Source organism: Georgenia sp. H159, assembly GCF_035607575.1.
Taxonomy (GTDB): domain Bacteria; phylum Actinomycetota; class Actinomycetes; order Actinomycetales; family Actinomycetaceae; genus Oceanitalea.
Genome location: NZ_JAYDZY010000011.1, coordinates 1 through 12641 on the forward strand (window position 1 = coordinate 1; position 12641 = coordinate 12641).

The 12641-nt window shown below is 75.0% G+C and carries 12 protein-coding genes; 7 read left to right on the forward strand and 5 right to left on the reverse strand.

Features of this window, described 5'->3' with window-relative positions; all coding sequences use genetic code 11:
* Window positions 1-208: 208 nt before the first annotated feature.
* The 4 genes from VR894_RS14745 (at window position 209) to VR894_RS14760 (ending at window position 2980) form a co-directional block, all read left to right on the forward strand.
* A complete protein-coding gene (locus VR894_RS14745) occupies window positions 209-1072 on the forward strand; it encodes an RNA methyltransferase (protein ID WP_324652737.1) in 864 nt (287 codons plus the stop codon).
* Window positions 1073-1239: 167 nt separating this feature from the next.
* On the forward strand, window positions 1240-1911 hold the full coding sequence (locus VR894_RS14750; RefSeq protein ID WP_324652738.1) for a dihydrofolate reductase family protein: 672 nt from the start codon (window positions 1240-1242) through the stop codon (window positions 1909-1911).
* 74 nt (window positions 1912-1985) lie between these two features.
* Window positions 1986-2450: a tRNA (cytidine(34)-2'-O)-methyltransferase gene (locus tag VR894_RS14755; RefSeq protein WP_324652739.1), complete on the forward strand. Its 465-nt coding sequence runs from the start codon at window positions 1986-1988 to the stop codon at window positions 2448-2450.
* A gap of 83 nt (window positions 2451-2533) precedes the next feature.
* On the forward strand, window positions 2534-2980 hold the full coding sequence (locus tag VR894_RS14760; protein WP_324652740.1) for a hypothetical protein: 447 nt from the start codon (window positions 2534-2536) through the stop codon (window positions 2978-2980).
* 52 nt (window positions 2981-3032) lie between these two features.
* Here the strand turns inward: VR894_RS14760 and VR894_RS14765 are convergent, their stop codons facing one another.
* The 3 genes from VR894_RS14765 to VR894_RS14775 all read right to left on the reverse strand — a co-directional run bounded on the left by VR894_RS14765 (window position 3033) and on the right by VR894_RS14775 (window position 5493).
* Entirely contained in the window at window positions 3033-4238 is a 1206-nt protein-coding gene (locus VR894_RS14765) for an MFS transporter (RefSeq protein ID WP_324652742.1), read from the reverse strand.
* A 155-nt stretch (window positions 4239-4393) separates the two neighbouring features.
* Window positions 4394-4966, reverse strand: a complete 573-nt coding sequence (locus tag VR894_RS14770; protein WP_324652743.1) for a YbaK/EbsC family protein — start codon at window positions 4964-4966, stop codon at window positions 4394-4396.
* Window positions 4963-5493 carry a YbhB/YbcL family Raf kinase inhibitor-like protein gene (locus tag VR894_RS14775; protein WP_324652744.1) on the reverse strand — a complete coding sequence of 177 codons (531 nt, stop codon included), beginning with the start codon at window positions 5491-5493 and terminating at the stop codon, window positions 4963-4965. Before VR894_RS14775 ends, VR894_RS14770 begins: the two co-directional genes overlap by 4 nt.
* Window positions 5494-5626: 133 nt before the next feature.
* Between VR894_RS14775 and VR894_RS14780 the strand changes: the two genes are divergently transcribed.
* Both VR894_RS14780 and VR894_RS14785 read left to right on the forward strand, forming a co-directional pair.
* Window positions 5627-6661 carry a hypothetical protein gene (locus tag VR894_RS14780; protein WP_324652746.1) on the forward strand — a complete coding sequence of 345 codons (1035 nt, stop codon included), beginning with the start codon at window positions 5627-5629 and terminating at the stop codon, window positions 6659-6661.
* Window positions 6661-8262, forward strand: a complete 1602-nt coding sequence (locus tag VR894_RS14785; protein WP_324652748.1) for a DNA polymerase Y family protein — start codon at window positions 6661-6663, stop codon at window positions 8260-8262. The genes VR894_RS14780 and VR894_RS14785 overlap by 1 nt, the downstream gene beginning before the upstream one ends.
* Before the next feature lie 19 nt (window positions 8263-8281).
* On the opposite strand, the gene VR894_RS14790 is transcribed toward VR894_RS14785, so the two are convergent.
* Window positions 8282-9433: an ROK family transcriptional regulator gene (locus VR894_RS14790; RefSeq protein ID WP_324652749.1), complete on the reverse strand. Its 1152-nt coding sequence runs from the start codon at window positions 9431-9433 to the stop codon at window positions 8282-8284.
* Between the two features lie 113 nt (window positions 9434-9546).
* Here VR894_RS14790 and VR894_RS14795 point away from each other — a divergent pair, with 113 nt between their 5' ends.
* On the forward strand, window positions 9547-11931 hold the full coding sequence (locus tag VR894_RS14795) for an alpha/beta hydrolase domain-containing protein (protein ID WP_324652750.1): 2385 nt from the start codon (window positions 9547-9549) through the stop codon (window positions 11929-11931).
* 96 nt (window positions 11932-12027) lie between these two features.
* Here VR894_RS14795 and VR894_RS14800 read toward each other — a convergent pair whose 3' ends face one another.
* Window positions 12028-12630 carry a protein-L-isoaspartate O-methyltransferase family protein gene (locus VR894_RS14800; RefSeq protein ID WP_324652752.1) on the reverse strand — a complete coding sequence of 201 codons (603 nt, stop codon included), beginning with the start codon at window positions 12628-12630 and terminating at the stop codon, window positions 12028-12030.
* Window positions 12631-12641: the final 11 nt, after the last annotated feature.

Sequence of the window (12641 nt, forward strand, 5' to 3'; positions counted from 1 at the left end):
CGCCGAGAGCGGAGTTGTTGCGGCGCGGTCATCTCCCCAACCGTCGCCGAGAGCGGAGTTGTTGCGGCGCGGTCATCTCCCCAACCGTCGCCGAGAGCGGAGTTGTTGCGGCGCGGTCATCCCCCCAACCGTCGCCGAGCGCCGGACTGTGTGCGGCGCCTCCCCTCGGGCGGCGAGCCACCGACGGCGGCGACGGCACAATGGGGCGGTGCCGCTGATCCGCATCACCGACCCCACCGACGAACGACTCGCCGACTACACGAGCCTCACCGACGTCGCGCTGCGCCGTCGCCTGGAGACCGAGCGCGGCCTGTACATGGCCGAGAGCACCAACGTCATCACGCGGGCGATCGCCGCGGGGCACCGGCCACGCTCGTTCCTCATGGCCGAGAAGTGGCTGGCCGGCATGGCTCCCGTCATCGCCTCGGGCTGTGGTGGCGACGACGACGGCGGACCGGACGTTCCCGTCTTCGTCGCGGAGGAGCCGGTCCTACGGGAGATCACCGGGTTCCACCTGCACCGTGGCGCCCTCGCCGCCATGCACCGGCCCGCGCTGGAGCCCGTGGCCGACGTGCTCGCCCGGGCGCGCGACGGGGCAGGCGCGCGACGGGTGGCGGTGCTCGAGGACATCGTCGACCACACCAACGTCGGGGCGATGTTCCGCTCGGCCGCAGGTCTGGGCGTGGACGCGGTCCTCGTCACGCCCCGCTGCGCCGACCCGCTGTACCGGCGCTCGGTGCGCGTGTCGATGGGCACGGTGTTCCAGGTCCCGTGGACACGCATTACCGCGTGGCCCGCAGGGTCGCACGAGCTGCGCGCGGCCGGCTTCACCGTCGCGGCGCTGGCACTGTCGCCCGACTCGGTGAGCCTCGACGAGTTCGCGGAGACCGCGGCCGTGACGGCACCGGACTCCAAGGTGGCCCTCGTGCTGGGCACCGAGGGCGACGGTTTGCGGCGCGGGACCATCGCCGCGGCCGACGTCGTCGTGCGGATCCCCATGAGCGGTGACGTCGACTCCCTCAACGTGGCGGCTGCGTCCGCCGTCGGCTTCTGGGCGACCCGAGCGCGCTGACCCCTGGCGGGGGAGGCGCTGCGGGGTGGTGCTCGATCCTCGGGCGGGCACCGGGGGACGCGCCCGTCCACACGTTCGGACCGGGCGGCCGATGACAACGCCGGCCGACGCGGGTCAACCTCATCACACCCGGCCATCAGGCGAGCCGCACCGACGGAGGAAGCCACATGCCGCGCACCCGGATCCACAACCTCTCCATCTCGCTCGACGGTTTCGCGACCGGCGAGCCACAGTCCGCCGAGGCGCCCTTCGGTCATGCGGGTGAGCGCCTGCACGAGTGGATGTTCCGCACGCGGTTCTGGGCGACGGGGGCTTCGTCGGACCATGCGGCGCGCGGGTCAGCGGGCGTCGACGACGCCTTCGCCGAGCGCCACAGCGTCGGCGTCGGAGCGGAGATCATGGGCGCCAACAAGTTCGGCCCGCCGGGCTGGCAGGACGATCCGGACTGGACGGGCTGGTGGGGGCCGAACCCGCCGTTCCACACACCGACCTTCGTGCTCACCCACCGCCCGCGCGCTGCGATGGAGATGGAGGGCGGCACCGTGTTCCACTTCCTCGACGCGTCCCCGGTCGACGCGCTCGAGGTTGCCGGCGCGGCGGCCGGTGGGCAGGACGTCCGGATCGGCGGAGGCCCCACCGTCGTGCGTGACTTCCTCGCCGCGGGACTCGTGGACCACATGCATCTGGTCCAGGTGCCCATCGTGCTCGGCCGCGGTGTTCGGCTCTGGGACGGGCTGGAGGGGCTCGAGGAGGCGTACGACGTCGAGGCCGTCTCGTCCCCCAGCGGCGTCACGCACCTGACGTTCGCGCGTCGGGCCGTCTCGTCGCCGTCGGCCTGAGCAGGGCACCTGGCGTCGATCGGCACGCCCCCCGGCACAGGCCCGAGACCCACTGGTTCTGCGAGGATGACGCGGTGTTCCACGTCGTCTTCCACGAGCCGAAGATCCCGCCCAACACCGGCAACGCCATCAGGATGGTGGCGTGCACCGGCGCCACCCTGCACCTCGTCGAGCCGCTCGGCTTCGACCTGAGCGACGCGAACCTGCGCCGGGCCGGGCTCGACTACCACGACCTCGCGCGCGTCGTCGTCCACGAGGACCTGGACGCGGCGCTCGACTCGATCGGTCCGGCGCGCATCTTCGCCTTCACCGGCCGTGGCACGGTGTCCTTCGCGGACGTGCGGTACGAGCCGGGTGACGTCCTGCTGTTCGGCACCGAGCCGACGGGTCTGCCCGACGAGGTGCTCGACGACCCGCGGGTCACCGAGCGCCTGCGCATCCCGATGCTGCCCGGCGCCCGGTCGATGAACCTGTCCAACTGCGCGGCGATCGCCACCTATGAGGCGTGGCGGCAGCACGGTTACGCGGGCGGCTCCTAGCCCGTGGTGGCGCCGGCTCCGCGCGCCGCCCGCGCGGAAGCCGCGCGTCTCGACGTAACCTCGGGCCAACGAAAGGAGCGCACATGGGCAAGGTGACCGCGATCATCAAGGCGGCAGCGAAGTTCGGGCCGGTGGCCTACCCGGCGGTGAAGCGGGTGGCCTCGATGCTGCGTGACAACCCCGAGCTCGCCAAGCAGGCGCAGAAGGTGGTCGACGGGTTCGCCAAGGCCAGGTCCGCGCGGTCGCGGCCGGAGAGCCTGCGGCGCTCGGTGGGCGTCCTTCGCGCGCAGGCGCAGCGCGCGTTGTCGGCTGCGACCACCCCCGACGACGTCGCCCGGGCCGAGGGGTGGCTCGCGCAGGCGGACAAGCTCGACGGCGCCATCGACCTCATGTCGGTCCACGACCGCAAGGCGCAGACGAAGGACGCCGACGCCGTCGAGAGCCGCGTCGAGGAGCTGTTCGCGCAGATCTTCACCGCGCTCGTGCAGGACGACGACCGGTCGGACACGCGCCAGATCCCGCCGGCCTGACAGCCACGCCCACCCACCCGGCGGCGCGGGACCCGGCCGCTCGGGCACTCGGCTACGCGGCCCGCGGCCCGGCCGCCTGCACCTGCCGTCCGCGCAGCACCCCGGCGAGCAGCAGCGTGGCGAGGGCAAGCACGGGGACGACGGCGAGGCCGACGCGGAGCCCGAAGGCGTCACCCAGCGCTCCGACCAGCGGCGGCGACACGACGAAGGCCACGCGCATGAGCCACGAGACGACCGTCAGGGCGGTGCCCGCCCGCATCCCGGGCATGTCGTCGGCCGCGTTCATCGCGGCGGGCACCAGGGTGGCCGAGCCGAAACCGGCAAGCGCGAACCCGGCGATCACGGCCGCCGTCGACGGTCCCAGGACGACGACGCCCATGCCGACGACGATGAGGCCGGCCCCGATCCGGGCGACGGTCCGCTGACCGAGACGGTCGGTCATCGGGTCCCCGACGACCCGGCCGACGAACTGGGCTCCGACGGTCGCGACGAAACCGAACCCGGCGAGCGCGGGTCCGGCGTCGAGCTCCTGGGTCAGGAAGACCGCCGACCACGTGTTGCCGGCGTCCTCGACCATCGTGCCGCTCATGGCGATGAGCACGAGGGCGGCGATGAACACCGAGGGCCGTCGCAGCCACGCCCGCGCGGGTCCGCCTCCGGCCGTGTGCTCCTCGACGAGCGGCGGGCCGACGGACATGCCGGCCGGCAGGGTGAAGCGGTGCGCGACGAACGCGACCGCCACCCACACGAGGCTGGAGATGGTCAGGTGGATCCCCAGCGGCAGCGAGTTCGCGGCGGCAGCGGTGCCCATGAGGCCGCCGGTGACGGCCCCGGCGCTCCACACCGCGTGGAAGGAGTTGATGATCGAGCGGCCGTAGCCCCGCTGGACGGCGATGCCGTGGCTGTTCTGCCCGACATCGGTGATGGAGTCCATCGAGCCGGCGACGAACAGGCCGAGCACCAGCAGCCACAGCGACGGCGCCCACCCGGCGAGGATGATGCCCGACGCCGTCAGCACGGTGCCGCCGACGGCGACGTTCGCGGCGCCGAAGCGGCGGATCGCGGCCGCGGCCCCGAGCCCGGCGAGGATCGCGCCGACCGGGAAGGTGATGACGACGAGCCCGAACTCGGTGTTGCTGAGGTCCAGACCGTCCTTGACGCTCGGGTAGCGCGGCAGCAGGTTGGCGAAGATGGCGCCGTTGGTGAAGAACAGGGCGCCGGTGGCCGACCGGGCGTTGCGCAGCTGGCGCGTGGGCACCGGGCGACGGGCAGGGGATGACGCGGTCACAGCACTCGATTCGGCTAGGGATGAACTCGCCACGGCACGTCGCTGGGACGCAGTGACGTCTCCGGGGTGACCGTCGGCCTTCTGCGCGACCGGATGTGGGACCCAGCGGGGGGAGCAGGGTTGGCTCAGCCGACCGGCAGACCCAGCCCCTCGACCACCTCGGCGCCCGGCAGCGTCGCGAGCACCTCCCCGGGCAGGAGGAGCTTCGAGCGGCGCACCCCGCTGCCGATGATCGCCCACCCGGTGGCGGCGTCGTCGGCGACGAGCACCCGCCACTCCCGGGGCAGCCCGACGGGCGTGATGCCGCCGTACTCCATGTCCGAGGCCTCGACCGCCCGGTCCGTCGGCCAGAACGACGCCTTGCGCACGTCGAGCAGCCGCCGGACGGTGGAGTTGACGTCGGCGCGCGTCGTCGCCCGCACCGCGCAGGCGGCCACGCGCTCCTCGCCCGCACGCTTGCCGGCGACGAGCACGCAGTTGACCGAGGCCTCCGGCGGGAGCTCGTAGGCCTCGGTCATCGCCGCCGTGTCGGCGTGCTCGGGGTCGATCTCGGCGACGTGGACCCGGTCGGCGGACGGCAGCGACTCCAGCGCGGCGCGGACCGGCTCGGCGAGCAGGTCGGGTCGCTGCAGGGCCGGTACCCAGGTGAGGGTGCCGTACCGCAGCGACCCGTCGGCCGCCGTCGTCGGCTCGCTCACTGCGGGAAGGTGGGGGCGATGACCGCCCGGGCGATCGTGTGGAACACGGCCGTGAACGCGACCTTGGTGGGGCTGTCGTCGGCGTCGAGCTCGAGGGTGTCGACGTCCAGGGCGTGCACCGCGAAGTAGTAGCGGTGCGGGCGGTCGCCCGGGGGTGGTGCGGCGCCGGTGTAGGCGTGCCCACCGCCGTCGTTGCGCACGTGGAAGGCCGCGCCGGGAAGCATGAGGTCGCTCTCGCCCCAGCCCTGCTCGAGCTCGGTGAGGTCGGCGGGCAGGTCGACGACCGTCCAGTGCCAGAAGCCGGCCGGCGTCGGTGCGTCGGGGTCGAAGCAGTTGACGAGGAAGCTCTGCGTCTCCGGCGGGAACCCCGACCACGTGAGGTGCGGGGAGACGTCGCCGCCCGCCGCGGAGAACGTCGGGTCGAGCGGCTGCCCGTCGGTGATGTCGGTGCTCGTCACGGTGAAGGACGGCACGGGCGGGAGCAGGTCGTACGGGGCGGGCGCAACGGGGCGTTGCTGCAGGTCCATCGTGGCCTCCTCGGTGTGGGTCCCTTCAACCTACGACGCCCCACCGGGTCATGCAGCGATGGCCACGCCGGGGACGGGTGGCGATGTCGGACCCACGTGCCATCATCGAACACAAGTTCGATAGAATGTGGAGGTGGAGATGACCGCGGCGGAGCGCATGGCGACCGCGCGTCGTGCCCTGGAACGGGCCGAGGCGGCGGCCGGGCTGCGGACCCGTCTCGCGGCACCCGTGCGGCTTGTCGACGACGGCGCGGGCTGGGGTGCCGGGCCGGTCGCCGGCCACACGGGCTCGGGCACCGGCCGCTCGGTGACCGGCGACGGCCGGGTCCTCGAGCCGGTCGGGGACCTGGACGACGACGGCGCGCGCCCGGTGGCCGACACGCTGCGGCCGGTCGTCGAGGGCTCCGCCGGTCCGGTCGCCGTGGGAGGAACGGTCGCCGACCACCTTCCCGTCCCGGCCGCACTGGCCGGCTTCTTCCCGCCCGCCGGTCTGCGGCGCGGCAGCGTGGTCCAGGCCGGGGGGTCCTCCTCCCTGCTGCTCGCCCTCCTCGCGGCCGCCCAGGGGGAGGGGTGGGTCGCGCTGGCCGCCCTGCCGGACATCGGGCTCCAGGCCGCCGCCGATGCCGGGCTGTCGCTCGAGCGCAGCCTCCTCGTGCCACGCCCCGGCCCGGAGGCGGCCTCCGTGGTCGGTGCCCTCGTCGACGGCGTCGACGTCCTGGCCGTCGGTGACTGCCGGGCCCTGAGCGCCCGCGACCGGCGGCTGCTGTCCGCTCGGCTGCGTAGCCGAGGGGCGGTGCTGCTGAGCACGGCCCACTGGCCCGGTGCCGACGTCGTGCTGCGGGCGGGGGAGACCCGCACCGAGGGCCTCGGCCGGGGGTGGGGCCGGGTGGCGGCCGGGGAGATGACCGTCCACGGCCGTGGACGCAACGGGATCGCCGGCCGGGTGCGGGTACGCCTCGGCGCGGGTGGGCTCGGTGCCCTGGACGACGACGCTCCCGGCCTCGGCGCCACCGGGACGGCACCCGCCGTCGCCGCACCCACCGTCCCGGTCGTCGCCGGCCAGGCGGTCGCGGGACCTGCCGCACCGGGACCTGCCGCACCGCTGCCCGCCGGTCCGGTGCCTGCCGTCGTCGACCCGGTGCGGTCCCCCCTCCAGGCGGTGTCCTGATGACGGCGACGGTGGTGACCTCGGCGGGTGCGTCGTCGGTCCCGGCCCTGCGTCGCGCGGTGCTGTGGGTGCCGGACTGGCCGGTGGCCGCCGCCGTCGCGGAGGGGACGGTGGCGAGCCACGAACCGGTGGCCGTCCACGACTCCCGGGGCGTCGTCGTCTGCTCCGCGGCCGCCCGGGCGGAGGGGGTGCGCCGCGGGATGCGTCGGCGGACCGCCCAGGGGCTGTGCCCCGGGCTCGTGCTCCTCGCCATGGACGAGAACCGCGACGCCCGCGCCTTCGAGCCGGTGGTGCAGGCGGTCGAGGACGTCGTCGCCGGTGTGGAGGTCGCCCGGCCCGGGGTGCTGCTCATGGCCGCGCGGGGCCCGGCGCGCCATGCCGGAGGTGAGGAGGCCCTCGCCGAGCTGCTTGTCGGTGTGGTCGCCGAGGACACCGGCGCCGAGTGCCAGGTAGGGGTGGCCGACGGTCTGCTCGCCGCGCTGCTCGCGGCACGGGCGGGGGTCGTCGTGCCGCCGGGGCAGGGCGCCGCGTTCCTCGCGCCGCAGGACGTGCGGCTGGTCGAGCTCGCCGCCACCACGCGGGAACGCCGCGCCGAGCTCGGCGAGCTCACCGACCTCCTGCGGCGGCTGGGGCTGCGGACCCTCGGTGCCCTGGCCGGCCTGGCGCCCGGAGACGTCGCCGCACGCTTCGGCACCCTCGGTCTCCTCGCGCACCGGCTGGCCCGCGGCGGTGACGTCACCGCCCCGGCCACCCGCCGCCCGGAGCAGGACGTCACCGTGCGCACCGACCTCGACCCACCCGCCGCCCGATCCGACGTCGCGGCCTTCGCCGCCCGGGCCCTGGCCGAGGAGCTCGCCGAGCGGCTGCAGCGCCGCGGTGTCGTGTGCGGGCGGGTCCAGGTGCTGGCCCGGACCGAGGACGGGACCGAGCTGGCCCGTACCTGGCGGCTGGACGTGGCGCCCAGCGCCGCGGACCTCACCGACCGCGTCCGGTGGCAGCTGGACGGCTGGCTCGCCGGCCGTAGCGCTCGGCCGCCCAGCGCCCCGCTCGTGCACCTCGAGCTGCTCGCCCAGGAGATCAGCCCCGCGGGCGTGGTGAGCGACGGCCTGTGGGGCAGGCGGGGCCGCGGGGAGGTGCAGGCCGAACGGGCGGCCCTGCGGGTGCAGGGCCTGCTCGGCGCCGAGGGCGTGCTCGTCCCGGTACTCCAGGGCGGGCGGGACCCGCGGACCCGGGTCCGGCTCGTGGCCTGGGGGGACGACCCCGTCCCGGCGCTCCGGCCGGACGCCCCCTGGCCGGGGCAGCTGCCCACCCCGGCACCGGCGACGCTGCTGGGAGAACGGCGCGCCGTCGTCGTCCTCGACGCCGGTGGAGCACCTGTGTCGGTGGACGGGCGGGTCCGGCTGAGCGGGGAGCCGGCGCGGGTGGTCGACGAGGAGGACAGGTGGGAGGTGGTCGGCTGGGCCGGTCCGTGGCCGATGCGTGAGCGGTGGTGGGCGCAGGGCAGGCGGCGGGCCTGGCTCCAGGTCGCGCTGTCCGACGGCGTCGCCCGGCTGCTCGCCCTCGAGGCGGGGAGGTGGTGGCTGGAGGGCGTCTACGACTGACGTCGAGCGGTGCGCTCGGTCAGGCCGGGACCGACGCCAGGGTCTGCGCGGCCGCTCCCAGCGGACCGGCGTCGCGCCCCAACGCCCCGACGACCACGTCGACGTCGGCGTTGAGCGGCAGCGCGGTGCGGGACACTGAGTCGCGGACCGGGCCCGCGAGCAGCTCACCGGCCCCGCTGAGCGCGCCGGTCAGCACGATCGCCTGCGGGTTGAGCGCGTTGCACAGCCACGCCGCGACCTGCCCCGTCGCCTCCCCCGCGTCGCGGAGCGCCCGGCGGCACGCCGGGTCTCCGGCCGCTGCCCCCTCGAGCACCTCGTGTGGCGTCGGCTGCCCGCCGGGGTGGACGGTGAGTGCACCCAGCACGGCCGGCACGCCGGCGTACACCTCCAGGCACCCTCGGCCCCCGCAGCGGCACAGCGGTCCGCGCGGGTCGACCGGCACGTGCCCGAACTCCCCGGCACCTCCGCGGCGGCCGGCCCGCACCGTCCGGTCGATGACCACCGCGCCGCCGACACCGGCGTGCAGCTTGAGGAGCACGAAGTCCTCGTACGGGCGCGCCGCACCCCACAGCAGCTCCGCGCGAGCCGCGCAGTTCGCGTCGTTGTCCGCGGTCACCGGCACGCCCAGGGTGTCGGCGAGCCGAGCCGGCAGATCGAGCTCCTCCCAGCCCTGACGCATGCCCCGCGGCCTGGTGGGTGGGGGCGTGAGCGCCGGCCCCAGGCCGAGCGCGAGCGCGAGGCCGACGCCGAGCAACGGCGCCGCACCCGGCCGCGTCGTCAGCTCGCGCACGAGGTCGAGTGTCGCGTCCAGGGCGTCGGCGGCGCCGAAGGCGAGCGGCAGCCGACGCACCGCTCCGGGCCCGCGGCCGTGCCCGGCGTCGAGGACCCGCGCCCGGACGTGCGACGCGCCGAACTCGACGCCCACGACCTCGCCACGACCGGCGTCGAGAGCGAGCAGCGTCCCCGGCCGCCCACGTCCGGGCCCGGCACGCCGGGCCCCGAGCGGCTCTGCCGTCCCCGTCTCGTGGACGGCGCCGCTCGCCACCAGTGCGGCGGTCACGCCCGAGACGGTCGACTTCGGCAGCCCGGTGCGGCGGGCGAGCTCGGCGCGTGTCATGGGCCCGTGCTCGCGCAGGGCGCTGACGGCGCGTGCGGTGGCGTCATCGGACATGGAACCAGCCTACTCAATTGTACGAATTCGAACCATTGACACGGTCTGATCCCGCTTCTAGGTTCTGTCCCGTCCGTATCTTTCCCCGGCCGACGTCGATCCCGGAGGATCCCATGGCCCGTCCCCTCGCCGCGCTCGTCGCCGCGGCCACCCTCACGTTGCCCGCCGTACTCGGACCGCCCGCGCTCGCCGCGCCGCCCGGGCCCGAGCGGCTCGCGTCGTCGACCGAGACCGTCGCGGCACCCACCGTCAGCGGGCCGCTGGCCCGCACCAGCCCGGTCGGCGACCCGAGCCACGGCTACCCGTTCCTCGCCACCGACGTCGACCTGGACTCCGCCGGCTACGTCGAGGAGGAGTTCCTCGTGTCAGGCGAGGCCACGCGCTACGCCGCGGACGGGCAGACCGACGCCACCGTGACGAGCACGGGGCACCCGTACACCACGCGCATCGTCGTCCGCCGCCCGGCGCAGGAGGCCCACTTCAACGGCGTCGTCATCGCCGAGTGGCTCAACGTCTCCAACCAGTGGGACCAGGAGGTCGACTGGTTCCAGACGCACGAGCACCTCATGCGTGAGGGCTACACGTGGGTCGGGGTCTCCGCCCAGCGCGCCGGCGTCCACTCCGGCACCGGTCTGCGCGCCTGGAGCCCGGAGCGCTACGGCACGCTGGACCTCACCGACGGCGGCACCATCGAGGACGACACCCTGTCCTTCGACGTGTTCAGCCAGGCGGTCCAGGCGCTGCGCGACCCGGCGGGCACGGACCCACTGGGTCCGCTCGACCCGGACTACGTCATCGCCACCGGCCACTCGCAGTCCGCGGGCCGCCTGCACACGTACTACAACAGCGTCCAGCCGCTGACCGACGTGCTCGACGCAGTCGTCCTGCACGGCGGCGGCGGGCCGGTGCGCACGGACCTCGACACACCCCTGTTCAAGCTGAACTCCGAGGGGGACGTCGCGATCGACCTCCTCGGCGCGGCCCAGCGCCAGCCGGACTCCGACGTGCTGCGGACCTGGGAGGTGGCCGGTGCCTCCCACGGGGACTGGAAGCTCATCACCGACTACGGCCCGCTCCGCCTGCGCGACATCGGCACCCTGCCCGGCGGCCACCCGGACATCCCGCAGACGTGCGACCTGCCGTCCCTCTCCCGGGTGCCCCAGCACCAGGTGCAGGCGGCGGTCTACGACCACACCGTCGACTGGGTCGCCCACGGTGTCCAGCCGCCGACGGCGGACCCGATCGAGCTCGACGCGGAGGGGGAGGTGGTCCGCGACGAGCTCGGCCTCGCCCAGGGCGGCATCCGCCTGGCGGCGCAGGAGGTCCCGGTGCGGGTCAACAGCGGCGTCAACACCGGCCCCGGCTTCTGCTTCCTGGACGGCAGCTCCGTCCCGCTGCCCGAGGACGTGCTCACCGAGCTCTACCCCACCGCCGACGCCTACGCCGACCAGGTCGCCGCCGCGACCGCCCGCGCGGTCGAGCGGGGCCACGTGCCGGCGAACGTCGCCGCCGACCAGGCGTGGTACTCGGACCTGTCCTACCTCGTGGGCGACCTCGCCGCCGAGGAGCGGATCCCGGGCGACGTCGCCTCCGGGCTCACCGCCCTCGCCGAGCGGGCCGCACTCCACGCCGACGACGGCGAGCTCGACCAGGCCGTCGAGCAGCTCGAGCTCGTCGTCGCCCAGGTCGAGGGCTCCGTCGCGGACGCCGGCGCACGGTCAGCGCTGCTACGGCAGGCCGCGGCCGCCCTCGCCGTGCTCCCCGGCCCGCAGCCCGAGCCGGAGCCCGAGCCGGAGCCCCAGCCGGAGCCGGAGCAGCGCTACGGGTTCTTCCTCAACAACGGCTGGGACGCGTGGGCCGACGTCACCTTCCAGTACGGCCGGCACACCGATGAGGTGCTCGTGGGCGACTGGGACGGCGACGGCACCGACACCATCACCGTGCGCCGCGGCAACCGGTTCTACGTGAACAACGCGGCCCGTGGCGGGGAGGCCGACACGGTGATCGCCTACGGCCGGCCCGGCGACGCCGTCCTGGTCGGCGACTGGGACGGCGACGGCAAGGACACCCTGGCGGTCCGCCGAGGAGCGGAGTACCACCTCCGCAGCACGATGGCGTCCGGTCCCGCCGACGTCGTCGTCCGGTACGGCCGCGCGGACGACGAGGCCCTCGTCGGTGACTGGGACGGCGACGGCAAGGACACCCTGGCGGTCCGCCGCGGGGCGCAGTACCACGTGAAGAACGCCATCGCGGCCGGCGACGCCGACGTGGTCTTCTCCTACGGCCGGCCGACGGACGGCACGCTGGCCGGCGACTGGGACGGGGACGGTCGGGACACCTTCGCGGTGCGCCGCGGTGCGGCCTATCACGTCGACAACTCCCTGACCGGTGGGTACGCGGAGCTGGTCCTGGTGTACGGCCGCGCCGGTGATGCGGTCCACGCCGGCGACTGGGACGGCGACGGCGCCACCACCCTGGGGGTGCGTCGCACCCCCTGACCGCCCCGGTGGTCACCGCACCACCGCGCGTGGGCGAGGCCCGTACCCCGTGGGTGCGGGTCTCGCTGACGCGAGCGACGAAGCCCGGGACGTCGGCTACGCCTCGGCCGACGGCTCACGCAGCGGCACGAAGCGGAAGCTCCCCACGGCCCGGGTGGTGACCGCGCTGCCGGCCCGGTCGGCCACGACGAGCGCGCCGCGCACCGGAATCACCATCCGTCCGCCGTCGGCCAGCTGGGCCACCAGCTCCTCGGGCAGGCGCTTGGACTCCGCCGAGACGAGGATCCGGTCGAACGGGGCCGCGTCCGGCAGCCCGAGCTCGCCCGGCCGCGCGAGCTCGATCCGCGCGGGCGCGCAGTCCCTCCCGGGTGCCCACGTCGCGACGTTCGTGCGCCCGAACTCCACGAGCGCGGGCTCGAGCTCGACGCCGACCACCTCGCCGTCCGGGCCGGCGAGGCTCGCCAGGAGCGCCGTGGTCCAGCCCGAGCCGGCCCCGATGTCGAGCACCCGCTGCCCGGGGTCGACCTCGAGCAGGGTGAGCATCTCGCGCACCGTCGTGGGTTGGGAGCAGGTGGCGCCGTGACCGATGCTCAACGGCTGGTCGGCGTCGGCGAAGCGCTCCTGGTCCTCGGGCAGGAACCCGCGCCGGTCGACGTCGTCCATTGCCCGACGGACCCGGGCCGAGGCGTCGCGTTCCATCGGTCCATCCT